The sequence below is a fragment of the Vulcanisaeta distributa DSM 14429 genome, assembly GCF_000148385.1.
Classification (GTDB): Archaea; Thermoproteota; Thermoprotei; order Thermoproteales; family Thermocladiaceae; genus Vulcanisaeta; species Vulcanisaeta distributa.
The window spans coordinates 265,055-279,814 of the sequence record NC_014537.1 but is presented as its reverse complement, the minus strand read 5'-3'; the positions used below and the strand labels follow the sequence as shown (position 1 = coordinate 279,814).

The 14,760-nt window shown below is 45.8% G+C and carries 15 protein-coding genes and 1 pseudogene; 3 read left to right on the top strand and 13 right to left on the bottom strand.

Annotated features, from left to right (window positions below):
* Window positions 1-13: 13 nt before the first annotated feature.
* Both VDIS_RS01370 and VDIS_RS01365 read right to left on the bottom strand, forming a co-directional pair.
* The gene (locus VDIS_RS01370) at window positions 14-748 is read right to left on the bottom strand and encodes an MqnA/MqnD/SBP family protein (RefSeq protein WP_245522536.1); all 735 of its coding nucleotides are present in this window, start codon (window positions 746-748) and stop codon (window positions 14-16) included.
* A gap of 11 nt (window positions 749-759) precedes the next feature.
* Window positions 760-1,851: a CofH family radical SAM protein gene (locus VDIS_RS01365; RefSeq protein ID WP_013335410.1), complete on the bottom strand. Its 1,092-nt coding sequence runs from the start codon at window positions 1,849-1,851 to the stop codon at window positions 760-762.
* A 99-nt stretch (window positions 1,852-1,950) separates the two neighbouring features.
* On the opposite strand from VDIS_RS01365, the gene mqnC reads away from it, so the two are divergent.
* From mqnC to VDIS_RS01350, 3 genes are all read left to right on the top strand, one after another.
* Window positions 1,951-3,051, top strand: a complete 1,101-nt coding sequence (mqnC, locus tag VDIS_RS01360) for a cyclic dehypoxanthinyl futalosine synthase (RefSeq protein WP_013335409.1) — start codon at window positions 1,951-1,953, stop codon at window positions 3,049-3,051.
* A gap of 26 nt (window positions 3,052-3,077) precedes the next feature.
* The gene (locus tag VDIS_RS01355; protein WP_013335408.1) at window positions 3,078-3,431 is read left to right on the top strand and encodes an aspartyl protease family protein; all 354 of its coding nucleotides are present in this window, start codon (window positions 3,078-3,080) and stop codon (window positions 3,429-3,431) included.
* Between the two features lie 231 nt (window positions 3,432-3,662).
* The gene (locus VDIS_RS01350; RefSeq protein WP_013335407.1) at window positions 3,663-4,004 is read left to right on the top strand and encodes a Rieske (2Fe-2S) protein; all 342 of its coding nucleotides are present in this window, start codon (window positions 3,663-3,665) and stop codon (window positions 4,002-4,004) included.
* 120 nt (window positions 4,005-4,124) lie between these two features.
* Here VDIS_RS01350 and VDIS_RS01345 read toward each other — a convergent pair.
* The 11 genes and pseudogenes from VDIS_RS01345 to VDIS_RS01295 form a co-directional block, all read right to left on the bottom strand.
* Window positions 4,125-4,334: pseudogene (locus tag VDIS_RS01345) on the bottom strand (AbrB/MazE/SpoVT family DNA-binding domain-containing protein); the annotation flags it as partial.
* Window positions 4,335-4,438: 104 nt separating this feature from the next.
* Window positions 4,439-5,839 (bottom strand): FAD-binding oxidoreductase, encoded by a 1,401-nt coding sequence (locus VDIS_RS01340; protein ID WP_013335406.1) that lies wholly within the window; start codon window positions 5,837-5,839, stop codon window positions 4,439-4,441.
* Window positions 5,827-7,233, bottom strand: a complete 1,407-nt coding sequence (locus VDIS_RS01335; RefSeq protein WP_013335405.1) for an FGGY family carbohydrate kinase — start codon at window positions 7,231-7,233, stop codon at window positions 5,827-5,829. Before VDIS_RS01335 ends, VDIS_RS01340 begins: the two co-directional genes overlap by 13 nt.
* Complete coding sequence (locus VDIS_RS01330) at window positions 7,230-8,168, bottom strand: FAD-dependent oxidoreductase (RefSeq protein ID WP_013335404.1); 939 nt, start codon at window positions 8,166-8,168, stop codon at window positions 7,230-7,232. The genes VDIS_RS01335 and VDIS_RS01330 overlap by 4 nt, the downstream gene beginning before the upstream one ends.
* Window positions 8,150-9,541, bottom strand: a complete 1,392-nt coding sequence (locus tag VDIS_RS01325; RefSeq protein ID WP_013335403.1) for an NAD(P)/FAD-dependent oxidoreductase — start codon at window positions 9,539-9,541, stop codon at window positions 8,150-8,152. Before VDIS_RS01325 ends, VDIS_RS01330 begins: the two co-directional genes overlap by 19 nt.
* Window positions 9,531-11,282 carry an alkaline phosphatase family protein gene (locus VDIS_RS01320; protein ID WP_171804831.1) on the bottom strand — a complete coding sequence of 584 codons (1,752 nt, stop codon included), beginning with the start codon at window positions 11,280-11,282 and terminating at the stop codon, window positions 9,531-9,533. The genes VDIS_RS01325 and VDIS_RS01320 overlap by 11 nt, the downstream gene beginning before the upstream one ends.
* Window positions 11,254-11,640 (bottom strand): alkaline phosphatase family protein, encoded by a 387-nt coding sequence (locus VDIS_RS13095; RefSeq protein ID WP_148678163.1) that lies wholly within the window; start codon window positions 11,638-11,640, stop codon window positions 11,254-11,256. The genes VDIS_RS01320 and VDIS_RS13095 overlap by 29 nt, the downstream gene beginning before the upstream one ends.
* A 58-nt stretch (window positions 11,641-11,698) precedes the next feature.
* Window positions 11,699-12,469 carry a DUF6114 domain-containing protein gene (locus tag VDIS_RS01310; protein WP_013335402.1) on the bottom strand — a complete coding sequence of 257 codons (771 nt, stop codon included), beginning with the start codon at window positions 12,467-12,469 and terminating at the stop codon, window positions 11,699-11,701.
* A 116-nt stretch (window positions 12,470-12,585) separates the two neighbouring features.
* Window positions 12,586-13,191, bottom strand: a complete 606-nt coding sequence (locus tag VDIS_RS01305) for a hypothetical protein (protein WP_013335401.1) — start codon at window positions 13,189-13,191, stop codon at window positions 12,586-12,588.
* A 127-nt stretch (window positions 13,192-13,318) separates the two neighbouring features.
* Window positions 13,319-13,849, bottom strand: coding sequence for a hypothetical protein (locus tag VDIS_RS01300; RefSeq protein ID WP_013335400.1), 531 nt, complete (start codon window positions 13,847-13,849; stop codon window positions 13,319-13,321).
* 94 nt (window positions 13,850-13,943) lie between these two features.
* Window positions 13,944-14,738, bottom strand: a complete 795-nt coding sequence (locus VDIS_RS01295; protein ID WP_013335399.1) for an acetoacetate decarboxylase family protein — start codon at window positions 14,736-14,738, stop codon at window positions 13,944-13,946.
* Window positions 14,739-14,760 lie beyond the last annotated feature (22 nt).

Below are 14,760 nucleotides of genomic sequence, written 5' to 3'. Positions count from 1 at the left end.
TCGTCCTGCGGTATTAAGCTTTATTGCCTAGGAAGCGCAGGCAATTACCTATACCGAATATCCTCAACTCCTCATTAATCCCTAAAATGACCCTATCATCAACCCTATACCTAATCGCGCCGAAGTACTGCCTAATCAATTCCCTAGACACGCCAATCCTGCTCGCGGTATACTGAATAACGGGCTCCGGATCCCTCTCAAACAATTCAAGGGACTTCTCAATGGCACTAATTACTGTGTTAAGTTCGTGATAATTATAATTCCTGGTAACAACCATGACTGCATAAACCAAGGGCAGACCAACCCTTTCTTTCCACAACTCACCAACGTCAATTATGTATGGGTAGCCTGCGTCAACCATTTTCAGGGCGTCATCGCCAATAACGAGCACCGCACCGAAATTCCTTAATGCTGTGTATGGGTCATCAATGACCTTAATCTCAATATTTAACAACCTCCTCACTGCCAACGCGTTGACGCTCGTGTCACTAACGGCCGCGTACCCAGTGCCCAGGCCCTTAAATAACCTAGCGGATATAACGGGCCCGTCGCTGTATATAGCGAATTTGGGAATTACATAAAGTGCATCACAGTTTAGCGCAGCGTATGTTAGTGGTACGAAGCCGATGCTTGCCTTACCCTCAAGTATTAACCTTATTGACTCATTATTACTGGCCCATATCGGGTTAAGCCCCGAGTAATGGAAGAGTGGGTCTGAGTGGGCGTACTTCAGCCTGATAACGCTCATTGTGGTCATCCCTAGGCACTACCCACCTCAGTGATTATTCTATGGAACGTGTCCCTAAGGAATAACCTCAAACCCGCCTCACGGGCTATGTGCGCCAATTCCCCAAGAGTCACGGACTCCTTAGAACCTGCCTGCCTGAGCACTTGCTCATTTATCATTGTACCCACTAGGTCGTTGGCGCCGGCCATTAGTAATGTCGAAGCCAACCTCTTACCCGTTGAGACCCAGTACGCGCCTATCCTTCTTATGGTATCGCCGAGTATTAGCCTTGAAATGGCTATGACCTTCACGTCATACTCCGCCGGCGCGGGCCCCTTAACCAAACCATCCCTATACAATTTTGTGTTCCAGGGAACGAATTTTATTGGTATGAAGAGGAGTATTCCATGAGTCCTCTCCTGAACCTCCTTAATCGCGAAGACGTGTTCAACAATGTGGTTTGGTTTCTCGATGTGGCCGTAGAGCATCGTGGCATTACTCATAAGCCCAACCCTGTGGGCCTCCTCCTGAATCCTGAGCCAGGTCTCTGCATTGAACTTGTACGGAGTTATCACCCTCCTAACCTCCTCATTAAGTATCTCCGCACCACCCCCACTGAGCACGTCAAGTCCCGCCGCCTTGAACCTCTCAAGCACCTCCCTAGTACTCATCCTCCAAACCCTGGCATAGAAGTCTATTTCTGCGGCCGTTGGCCCCTTAATAATTACGTCAGGAGCCGCCCTCTTAACGGACCTAAACACCTCCTCGAAATACTCAATGCCTAGGTCTGGGTTGAAGCCGCCATTTATGTGGAGCTCCGTTACGCCAAAGCGAGCCTTGGCCTCTAGCACGCCCTTTGTTATCTCCTCAGGGGTTCTAACATAGGCCTCTGGGTGACCCCTGGGTCTGTAGAAGGCGCATATTGGGCACTGGGCCACGCATATGTTTGAGTAGTTAATCACGACGTTGTTAACCACGGTCGCAGTATCACCGGTTATCTTCCTCGTAAGCTCATTCGCGACACGGGCTAAGTCCTTAAAGTCACATTCTACCATGAATTTTTCGGCATCAGATTTAGTAATGCCGTTGATTATGGCATTACGTAAATCATCTATTGTACACATGACACCGTGTTAGTAACTACATCCCTTTTAAGCATTGGTATTTTTATACTATTTACCTCACCATGGCGCAACACGTAATAACTTAAATAATGCTGTTCAATGCGTAATGACGTGGCCAATAATTGGAGTCCTGTTGTTGAGAAGGCCGTTTATGAAGAGCGGTTAGATCCGCACGATATTGAGGAGTTGTTTAGGGCCGATTTATGGGAGCTCGGATCCGCCGCCGAGTACCTGACCAGGAAGTACTTTGGTAATGTAGTCACCTTCATACCAAACATGATACTTAACTACACGAATGTGTGCGTAATAGCCTGCAGGTTCTGCGCCTTTTATAGACTGCCTGGACACCCGGAGGCCTATACATTGAGTGTTGAGGAGGCTGTGCGTAGGGTTGCGGCCATTGATAGGGAGTTCGGTATTAGGCAGGTCCTGGTCCAGGGAGGTATAAACCCCGAGCTGGATATTGAGTATTACGAGGGGTTATTCAAGGCATTAAAGGCTAAGTTGCCTCATGTCGCTATTCACGGGTTAAGCCCAATAGAGGTTGATTACCTGGCCAGGAAGCATAGGATGAGTTATGCGGAGGTCCTTGATAGGCTTAGGGGCGCTGGCATGGATACGCTGGCCGGCGGTGGTGGTGAGATACTCGTTGATAGGGTGAGGAGGGCCATAGCGCCGCACAAGATAGATGCGGACACCTGGCTAAACATAATGGAGACGGCGCATAGGATGGGCATAATGAGCAATGCGACCATGATGTACGGCCACGTGGAGACCATGAGCGACTGGGCTGAGCACCTATATAGGATAATTGAGCTTCAGAGGAGGACTCACGGATTCCTGTCATTCACCGCCTGGAACTTCGAGCCAGGCAATAGCGAGTTGACCAGGGAGGTCCCGTACCCACTGACCTCAGCCACACTCTTGAGGGTAGTTGCCGTGGCCAGGCTCGTGTTTAAGAACGAGTTGCCCAATATACAGTCGAGTTGGTTAACAAATGGGCTAGAGGTTGCGCAATTGGCCCTTAAGTTCGGCGCCAATGACTTCGGCGGCACACTCTATGAGGAGAGGGTTATACCAGCCACGGGACTTAAGATGCCCATACTCACCAGAGATACCCTCATTAATTTAATTAAGGGCTTAGGTTTAACACCTGCGGAGAGGGATAATTGGTACAGGGTCATTAAGGTTTATAATTAAAGTTACCAATACTGCGTAAGCTGTCTATGGGCTTGGTATATGTTGATGCCGTGGTTAAGCATGGGGATAAGTCCGTACCGGTTAAGCTACTTGTCGACTCGGGCGCGGTGTATACCGTTTTAAGGAGGGATGTTTGGGAGTACCTTGGACTTAAGCCCATGCAGGAGATGGAGTTCGTCCTTGCCGATGGTACGGTGATTAGGCGGTGGGTCTCGGAAGCCGTGATTGAGCTGAGGGGTTACGGTGAGAGACACACGCCGGTTGTACTCGGTGAGACAGAGGATGAGAACCTACTCGGTACAGTCACGCTCGAGATATTCGGGCTAGTCCTTGATCCATTCAGGAGGGAGTTACGCCCCGCCAGGATGCTAATGAAGTGAGAGACCTTATTTTTACTACATTTACACATTACCTCAACTCACCGCACTAGCTTAATGGTGCTGGAGTACCCACCTCTGGTCTCCCTAAACTCTCTCGGTTCTCTCACCGTAATCATGGCGCTAATGCGTATCGTATTCCGTAATCCCCGTGTGAGTATCCTCAACTAGTTATTTTGGCTCGTCTCTGTGCAATAAACTTAATTAATTAGTGCCTATGCCCCAGGTCTTGTCATGTGGAGGAGGGTATCCATACTGGTTAAGGTCTTTGAAAGGAGGAACTCCGTGATCACCTGGGTTGATAACAAGCCAATACTCGTGGTTAAGTACGGTGACAATTACTACGGAATGCTCGCCATATGCGCCCACATGGGGTGCGCCCTATTGACGGATGTCAATGGTTACGTAGCCACATGCCCAGCACACCTGGCTAAGTATGATGTTAGGACCGGCGAGATGATAGAGAAGCCGCAGGTCAGGCCTGACGTGAAGTGTGAGTATGCCGATGTAAAGGCGCCATTACCAACGTATAAGGTCAGGGTTACCCAAGATGGATTTCTCGAAATCGACGTCTAAGAATTGATACTAAAAAATAAATAATGAAAATAAAATTTGGGAATACGGCAGTATCCTCAAACCCGAACCCTCATTACTGAATCCGAATCGGTGAATAAGTCGAGAATTACGGCCTTGGTATCAACTATTGCCTCCACTATTTAGTGCACCCCTTTCAATACCAGCTTCAATGTCCTCAAGCGTTAACTTCCTACCAAATGTAAGTCTCTTTCTATTACCTGATAATTTCCTAAATACGATCTTATCATCCTCAACATAAACAATTAACAAATCACCAACCTTAATCCCGAGCCTCCCCCTAATGCCCGCGGGTATCGTAACCCGGTAATCCCTAGTAACCTTATAACTTAATTTACTAAATCATTGTTAAATTTTACTACGAGATTCTATCGAATCATTGGCCCCCTCTTATCTTAAAGGGGCAAGACTTTCAGTTATCTTTCAGTTGTAAAGAACATATTGCTCTTTGTGTTCAATACCCCCTTATTATCTAATGCGGTCTTTATTGTTCTTAGTATGTTAAGTGCATTGCCAAGTTCACGGCCTAGCCACCTAGACCTCACAATACCAATGCCGTGGTGATGGCTTATGGATCCGCCATTCCTTAATGTAACCTCCATTGCCCTACTCCATAGCTCCCAGTAGGTGTTTACATTAGGTTTGAATAGTACCGTGAAGTATATGCATGCGCCATTGATGTAGAGGTGCGATATATGGGCCATGACGCCCACAACACCGTTAACCCTGAGCAGGGATTCCCTGAAGTCCCTATACAATTGATTAACCCTAGACCAGATGGTTGAGACCTCGATTGTGTCAAACCACAGGCCGTACATCTTAATCATTTCTATTTCCTCCTCAACATTAAACCTGGTCCTTAACCAATCCTCGAAGTACTTACTCCCCACATATTCTCCGCCATGGCTCTTAATAATTTCATCAGCCCTCCTCCATAGGGCCTGTACTATGTCGTCATAGTAGCCCTCAAAGCTTATTATTAGTAATGGTTCGTTAATGCTAAACCTAAGTGCCGCCTCATTATCATCGTATAACCTGGCAATGGCAGGAATAACTCTCTTAATCATTAATTCCCTAAGGGCCTCCACACCCTGCTCAAGGGTTTTAAATGAGTATGCGCCGTATATTGTGGATGTTGGTAATGGTACGATCCTAAGCACAGCCTTTGTGATCACGCCGAGCATGCCCTCCGAACCAATAAATAGGTACTTAAGCGATGGACCGGTGGATGCACGTGGAACGTTATTACTCCTTAACCAGGTTATTTCACCATTGGGTAGGACGACCTCCAGGTTTATTACCATGTCCTCTATATTGCCATACAATGTGCTATACTGACCTGAGCTCATCGTCGCTATTAGGCCTCCTATTGTTGCGTAATTGAATGATTGCGGAATATGCCTAAGGCTATAACCCACCTCATTTAGCCTAGTCTCAACATCCCTCAGCCTTGCACCAGCCTCAACGGTTACCAACGAGTCATAGGTATTAATGTCTATGACCCTATTCAATTTAGACATGTCAATGATTATTGATCCGGCACCGTATGAGGCACCCGTAACGCTTGAACCGCCGCCATAAACAACCACAGGCACTACGTCATTACCCTCATTAATTATCCTTAAGGCCAGTGATACATCATTTACACTCTCAGGCACGACAACCGCGAGAGGCATTGGTAATTCCTCGTTAAACACCTGCTCACGCATCATTAATAGGGGCCAAAAGTCCCTGGAATACTTCCTTAAAACATCATTACTCGTTATCACCCTATCACGACCCAGTGCATTGATTAACCTTTCAATCACATTCTGCATCTCATCCCCTCAACAATCCTCCTAACAACATCCCTACTTAATGATAGTTTCTCCTCACCAGGCTTAATACGTAACTCCACATTAACGTGGGCCCCCTTAATAATGTCGTTTAATGACCAATCACCCCTAAAAACCTTCAATAATGCCGCAACACCCCTAGCCGTTGCCTCCACATCCCTCTGCCTCTCAACGGCGGTATCCAATGCCGTAGCCAATAACTTAAGGAATAATACGCTCCTTGATAAACCACCGTCAACCCTAACGACATTAACCCTTGAGTAATTCCTAATTTTGTCGAAAATAAGGCCTATTAATTGAACGATACCCTCAATAACTGCTCTCACGAAGGACTCCCTCGTGGTATTAAGTGTCAGGCCATCAATTAAGCCCCTGGCGCATGGCCTTGGTGGTACATTAACACCTGCCAACGCCGGTACAACCACTATGCCCTGAGTATCAACATTGACTAAACCATCTAACTCCTGCGGTGAAGATAGTAACCCAAGCTTAATTAACCAATCAATTACTGAACCAGTCGCCGGCAGGAAGCCCTCAATTCCGTAATACACCGTGTTACCGTACTTAAGTATGAGGAGTGGTAGTAAACCACCGCCAGCGAGCCTAAACTTATCAGTGACTGCATCCACGAAGGAGCCAGTACCGTTAGTGACCTTACCACAACCAATGCTTAGGCAGCCCTCACCAACCATCGCTGCCTGTTGATCAGCTATTAAGACCCCAACCCTCATTCCATTAACCTCACCGAACTCATGAATGTTATCAACAACATCAGGCCCCACCTCCCTAGGTATTCCCAATAATTCATATACCGCATCAATCCTCCTAAAATTACCTGGATGCCACAGTCCAGTTAACGCCTCATTACTGGCATCATTAACATACCTATTACCAATTATGTATGCTAAGTACGAACTTAACGTACCAATGAAGACCTCCCCCCTCCTTACACGTTCAATTAAGCCCCGCCTATTCCTTAATAGCCAGAGTATTTGTACTACTGGTGATGTCGGTATTAAGATGCTGCTCAGTAATGGTAAATGTCTCATGATTGAGTATGGGAACTTATTAACGATTTCCAGACCCCTCCTATCCAACCACGTGATTATGTTTATTAGTGGATTACCAGACCTATCCCACGCAAGTACTGATGCCCTATAGGTTGAGATGCCTAGGTACTTAACGCCCCTGTCCCTAGCCGTGCTAACTAAGTGATTGAAGGCAGACCTAAGTGCGTTTGCATCCTGCTCAACGCGGTAATTGCCGGGGAATGCCATCGGTACATTTACGGTTTCTGAATATCTCTGGTTAAGCTCTTCGTCATATATTATGAGCTTAATATTCGTAGTACCAACATCAATTACCCCAAGACTCATGAAACCACCCTCCTAATAATCACCTTATCAACATCTGGTAATTCAATAATGGCGGCATCATTATTAATGACGTACTCTCTATCATTAACCATGACCCTACACCCCCTACAGGGAATTATTACTCTACGCACATCCCTACTAACCCTATTACCTGGGTAAATGGGCAGGTCACTATCTATGATTATAAACTCGCCAGACCTATTCACTAATTCCCCAGCCATTATCCTACCGCTCTCAATGACGATGCTTGGGTCGTATGTCTCAATAACCGCTTGACCAACAGCCCTAAACTCGGGAAATGGATTGAATGGTCTAAACATGGATATCACCAGGGTGTCCGCGGTAACCCACTCATTATTTACTAGGACTCTCTCAACCCTCCCCATGCCCTTAACATACCTTACCCTACCAATAATAATATCAACATCCTCTCCCACAGCCCCGGTATCAAGCTTCGTTGGCGACACTACGTGGACGGTAGCGCCACGCTTCGTTAATTCCCCAGCCAGCGACAGCGCGTATTGATTATCGCCATACACAATTACGTTTTTACCAGGTAATAATTCATAATGCAACATATCTAATACTGCATGGTGCGGATAAATCCCTGCAGGCCTCTCACCATAGATACCCAACTCAGGTAATGTCATTACCCTGAACCCCGTGGCTACAACGACATTACCGGCAAGCTTCCTATAACCTCCCCTCCAAATTATGTATGTCGCGTCACCAACCCTAACCGCTGTCGTATTTAACCGAGCACTAACGTTCTTTAATGCATCATTAATGAAACCTTTAGTTTCAGGCATTATCGAATGAATACCACCGATATAGTCCCTATACTCAATGATCTCAGCTTCAACTCCCAATCTACGTAACTCAAGAGCCAGTGATAGACCGGCTAACCCAGCACCAACTATTGTGTAACCAGCCATGAACCACCACCTGACTTTGTCAACTCCCTCGGATCTACACCAAGCTCCTCAGAAATAACTTTAATCGCTCTACCGAGGCACATTCCCTGGCAAATACCCATGCCAAGCCCAGTCCTAAAGATTACACCATCAAGCGTCCTAGCACCACGCCTAATCGCCTCACGAATATCTGCCCTAGTAACCCCCATGCATGGGCATACGACCTCCCCTTGATCGCCACTTATTAATCCACCGTCCTTAATAATATCCCTAGTCATTACCATTGGATCGACCTCCTTAACACCATCCTTGGGCGTGAGCATCGCACCTGCCTCCCTGAGCATCTCCACAACCCTCCTGGCTATTGCCGGTGCTGACGTTAATCCAGGCGACTCAATACCTATTAAATGAATTACATGCCTACTCGACCCACTATACGTTATTATGAAATCATCACCCTCAGGTATTGGCCTAACACCTGCATAGGCCTTTATTGGTGTGAAATCCTTATTCCTTAATAACCTGCCGAATTTCTCCCTCAGCACATTAACGTCGTCCTCGTTGACTGACCTATCGCCTCTATCGCCCATTGATAGGCTTGGTCCCCATATCGTTGTGCCGAACACGGTGGGTATGATGGCGCCGCCCTTAGTCTTTGGGTTCGGTATTAATTGTAGTGGCGCCACAATGTTCCTCACCTGCTCTCCCCAGAATACTAGCATGGCGCCCTTACCAAACTCAAGCCTATACTCGTCGCCAAATAGTCTCGCAATATCCGTAGAGTAAAGCCCTGCGGAATTAACCACGTACTTAGCCCTGTACTCACCCCTACTCGTAACTAGGACAACTTCATCACCCAGAACCTTGGCATCCCTAACTTCTGTGCTCAGGGCGAAGTCAATACCATTTAACCTACAAAAGTTGTATAATTGCGATATTAATTCGAAGGAGTTTATAACTCCATAACCATCAACCTCGACCGCGCCTAAGCCGCTAACGTTGGGTTCAACCCTGCGTAAACCCCGCGGACCGAGGACCCTAACCCTAAAGCCCTGCTTACCATATACGTGATTAAGGATTAACCACACGGCGGGTAGCGCAATTAATTGACCTGGGTTCTTAGCCACCAGGAGTGCGCTCAATCTCCTAACCTTAACATGAAGTCTCCTTGCAATACCATCATACAGCCTATTGCCCTCAACTGCCAACTTACTCCTTAATGAGTTAAATGGTGGTTGAACAACGTGAATAACACCTGCATGACCCTTTGAAACACCAAAGCCAGGCTCAACCTCCTTATCAATAACTAAAACCCTAACCCTATAGTGGGCAAGCTCATACGCAATGAACAAGCCGACAACCCCAGAACCTATTATGGCTACGTCATAGCTCATGACCAACACCCAGCCTGAGACCTCTCATCACCATTAAAAACCAGGTAATAACCAATATGAGGCCCACGAATTCCGTTGGTAATAATAGTGTTGACAAACCAGGTTGATAAAGCCTTATGTACATGAAAGCAATAATAAGTATTATTACGTAAGAAAGCGGGGCCAGCGAAACTGTATAGCCGAAGCCCTTAGTCCACGTATTACCACTCACGTATGGCCTGACTATTAATAACACTATCAGCATTATTGGCGCCGTGGATAGTAGGCCATAAAATAGTAATGGTTCATCACTCATTAAATACGATTGAATTGCCTGGGCGTAGATGAGTACGTATAGGAGTATTGGAATTATTATTGAAAGAGTAATTAATGCGTAGGGCCCATGCCTGGTTCGCATAATTAACGAGCCAATTACTGAGAATAGTATTAGACCAATTAGGTAACCCATGAGTAATGGTGGTGCCTCCCCAGTATTTCCCAGGTAATTGAGAAAGCCCGTTGTCAAGGTTATCAATCCAATAATTGATGCGGTGACCACAGAACCACCAGCGATACCCAACATCATTGTGGGTAATGACTTAGGAAACTCCTTACCTATGGGTAGTAATGATATTAGCATTAAATCTATTATTAGGGCTATGATTAACCATAGGAATAATGGCGTGTAAATTACGGGTATATACATGAAGTCTTTACCCACGTATACCCGTGAACCCAGTTCCATAAGTGTTATGTTGCTGAAGCCATACCTTGTGTATGGAAGCTCATTAAGTGGTATCTGCGGTGTTAATGGGAATAGGTTCGATAAATCCCTATAGTTGGATGCGTTAAGTATTGAGTACACATTGCTTATCAACGGAAAGCCCTGTGACTCATTAAATATTATCGGCTTCCTACTCATGTTAAAGTAGAAGAAGTCAAGAGGTATGTTGCTATTTAATACATACTCATTTAGGGCAGGTAACCCCCAGTTATAATCAATGAAGGCTATTAATGACGCATGGGTTAGTAAGGTGTGGGATACGTAATCCTCCTTGGCGTAGGGTGATATGACTATTAGCGGGACCCTAATGCCCAAGGGTTCGTCATTTATTATCGGTGGCGATACATGATCGTAGTAACCGCCAAATTCATCCCATGTTATGAAGATAACCGTCGAGTTCCATATTGGGCTTTCCTCAACCGTATCTATTATATAGAGGAGCCAGGCCTCCCCATATAATATGTTGTTTGGCGGGCCCATGTCGTTTATTGGGTTTGGCATGACCCAGGAAACCGCCGGTAATGAACCATTAATTACCTCACTTATAAAGTCACTCCAGGTCTGTATATGTGTCGAGTACTTATTAATACCGTAGAAGTACTTAATATCGAGGAGGCTTGGAGGCTCCCTGGGATCTATGTAGTAACCCCAACTCACGTGATATTGACATAGCTCCGCGAATATGCTTCCCCGGACTGGTATGTAGGGTGGTGGGCCGTAGTCGTCTATGACCGGCGCATATGCCACGTATAGGAAGAGGTGGTTTGGCGCACTTTCTGAGAGGTATGGCGTGAAGTAATTATCGGCGAGCCCGTACTCCTCAGCCAAGTCCCAAAGTGGCGCTAATTGATCAACAGTGTAGTAATAGAGGGATTGCGGGCCTGAGCCCCATAACCAACCATTCATTCTTCCATAATCCCAATCAGCGTAGTACGGTATATACCCCTCACTAGGATCTTCCGTGTGGTAAATGCCCACGGGGCACAGGCCGTAGGTAATTGGGAATTTTGCCCATGGTGAGTAGGTTGTTGGGGATTGTTAATTGATTAATTAATGAATTGTCCAGGGTACCGTTGGTTGGGTATACACCGAAGAAATTATCGAAGCTGTGGTTCTCCAGGAATATTATGATCACGTGCTTAATGGGGGTCTTAGTACTTAATTGATAGGCTGGTAGGGTTTGGCACCGCGGTACCGAGGAAGTCAATATATCGCCCTGATAAACGCCATATATGAAGAGACTAAGTAACGCCAGGGATAGTGCAACCGCCGCAGTGATTATTATAGTCAATTTTGAACCATACCTATTGATTAACACAATATTGCTATTTATCATTATTATTTAAACACTGGCAATAATTTATTTATATATAAACCATGCATATGTTTAATAACTAGTCCTGTGGCTTCCAGTCATATAGATACCCACCACTTATTATTGAGAGCACAGAGCCCCACGTTAAGCCTCCGGCAACTATTAACCACATCAATATGCCCAGGAAGATCATGGCAAGCCCCAGCACCCTGCAGACCATGGGCTTAGGGTAGAATAACGGTATTAGGGAGAGTATGGTCACCACACCACCAAGTATGAAGGAGTTCACCAGCGATGCGCTCACGAAGAGCACCCTGAAGTACATTATGGGCAGTAGTAGTAGTATTAATGCCGATAGTAAGCCCAGGTAAATGCCCCAGAAGGGTATTCTACCCCTGAGCGAGCGCCATCTCTGCCTCATGAAGTAACCCACGAGGGGTGGCACCAACACTGCAATCACCACGAAGGGCGTCAGGGGCAGCGCGAAGAGGAGGACCATCATCACTATGAGGAGTGGCGGCGGTTTTATAACCGCCAGGAGGATTAGGCTAACGTAAATGAACAGAGCATAAACCACCACAAGTGAAACGAATGAATCAAGCCCCATCCTCCTAACAACATCAATCCTATAGTTATTCTCCTCAATAATGGCAACGGGAATGACCCCTATGAATACAACCGTAAGAAGGAGAGCCAGGGCTAGGATAATCATGGAAAAACCAAGCAGTGATGGCTTAACCCAGAAATAAATCCAGGAAAGTACGTTTAACACGAGGAGTATTGGCAAAATAAGTGCCTTGTGTCTCCACATATTGACTAATATATAGCCAAACTTTGTAAAGAAGTCCACAGTAATTAATCGGTACTCCTCTTAAAAGCTTAATCTATATATAGCCTTTTTAGGTAAATATACTAGGTATAAAAATAGAAAGAATATTTTGAATAATACCAAACCAAATTAATTACTCATGACCCAGAAACCACATTACTTGTTGTCACGCCAGAGGAGCTACATGTAATAAGGGCTGGGGTAACCGTAACGCTTAAACCGCTGTACGACAGGCTGCCGACACTGACGTAGTACGCGTAAACCGTTAGCCCATTCATCGTGGCGCTACTAATTGTTTGATTAACGACGTATGGCAGCCCAGAGGACACTAGTACAACGTTGTTGAGGGAGCCGGACGTGGTCGTTATATTAACGGCATATAGGAATATGTTGCTCAGGCTTGCGGAGTTCATGGTTAATGATGCCGTTATGTTCACAGTTGAGGTTGGGCAATTCGGCATGAGTGGGTTTGGCAGTGAGACTATCACGGACTTACTAATGGTCTGGCCCTGGGGCGCACTTATTGAGTTTATGCTCTGGGCTATTACGGGGGCGTACTGATAGGGTGCCGTAGATGTTGAGTATACCCAGCCATACATTAATATCCCGCTTAACGATGCCGTTGGGTAGTAAATCTTTATGGGGCCGGGTATGCTGGCATCGGTTGATATTCCAAATACCGAGGCAGCCACCAGTAGTGCTATTACGAACCCTAAGCCTATTACCGTTAGCTTCCAGTTCATACGAGCTATTTACTTTGATCAAGTTTAAAAGTTTATTCCATAAATATGGTATATATTCCTCATTATAAATTTAATATTTGTAAAATAACATTCTAATATGATTTATTCTTTGTCAAATATTCCACACTCACCCAGTGTATACCTTAATTGAGGAGTACGAGATGGACGTCGAGTTTATGTAATACGCGTAGATCTTCACATTATAGAGCGGTAGTAATTCTGAGGCTATTGTTGAGAGGATTGATAATAGGTAGACGTTCTGCGGAGTTATTGTTATGGTAATTGGTATTATTACGTAGGCCGTTGCGGTTATGTTGGCCGCGTATATCGTAACGTCACTTATTTCAGCGGAGCTCATGGTAAGTGTTATGTTGTAACTGGGGCTTATGCCTATCATGACCTGCCCAGAGGGCATGTAAAGGCTTCCAGCCTTGTAAACAACGACGGGTATACCATCATAATTACCTGCGGTGAACGATATAAAACCTGAGGCCTTAACCACGGGTGAGTATATGTATATTATTGGGTCGCCTTTAAGCGCTGAATCTTTTTGTGTCGTTCTATGCGCATTGCCCAAGTGTGCTGACAGGGTTGCGTATATAAGTAGTGCCATTAACATAATCCCAAGAATAAATGTTAAGATACTTTTTATCTGCATGGTCTTACCATTATTTATTTGGAAAATATTTAAAAGCTTTTATAGTTTATATGCTATATAATATATGCTAATAAATCTATATGCTATATATTTATCACCAGGTTAATTTCCATTCCTTAACCTTTCTGGTTATGCCCAATTCCATGTCGCCCTCAATGTAGAAGCCAGCGACTACTCCAGTCACCTTAATATCATCGAGTGGGTCAAAGGGAGTGCCGCCCAGTTTAACCCTGGCTTCACCACTCCATATCTGTGGGCTCTCCCTCGGCGTGAAGGTAAACCTTGCGTACCACTGTATTAATTGGGCGATGCCGGGCGTGCCATCAGGTAGTGGCGGTAATGTCCTTACTGAGAGTAGGGGTAGCGTGACCGTGTTATCCGTCCTAGGCATTAGCGCCCTGAAGGCATCCAATTGTTCAAGGCCTAACCTACCACTTATTGCAACCTCAACCCTCATTAATTCACCGCCCCTATCTAACGTACCTATAACCAAACCGTAATCATTAATCGTAAGCCTAATGTCACCAAGCTTCTTAGGCGCGCCCGCCAACTCCCTACCCGCCGCCATGGCTGCGTCGTTGGTTACGTAGATGTACGGTATGTAGTAGGCAAGTTCCACGCCCTCGGTCCTCACGGGCAGCGCTATCAATGCCTCCCTGTAGACCCCAACCGTCGATATCCCGTAATCACCAACCCAGAAGGCGGCCATCTCAAGGGCCAGGTCAACACCCTCGGGTAGTAGTGGATCTACGGACTTGGGGTCAACGTTGGCAAGCACCAGGACAACCCTAACTTTACTATAGCTAATCTTCGTTACCGCGGTTGATGATGGGTACAACGGCGCATTCAGTGGTGTTCCGAAGCCCTTTTCACCACCCTTTAGAACCATATGCCTTTAAATATGTAAATTT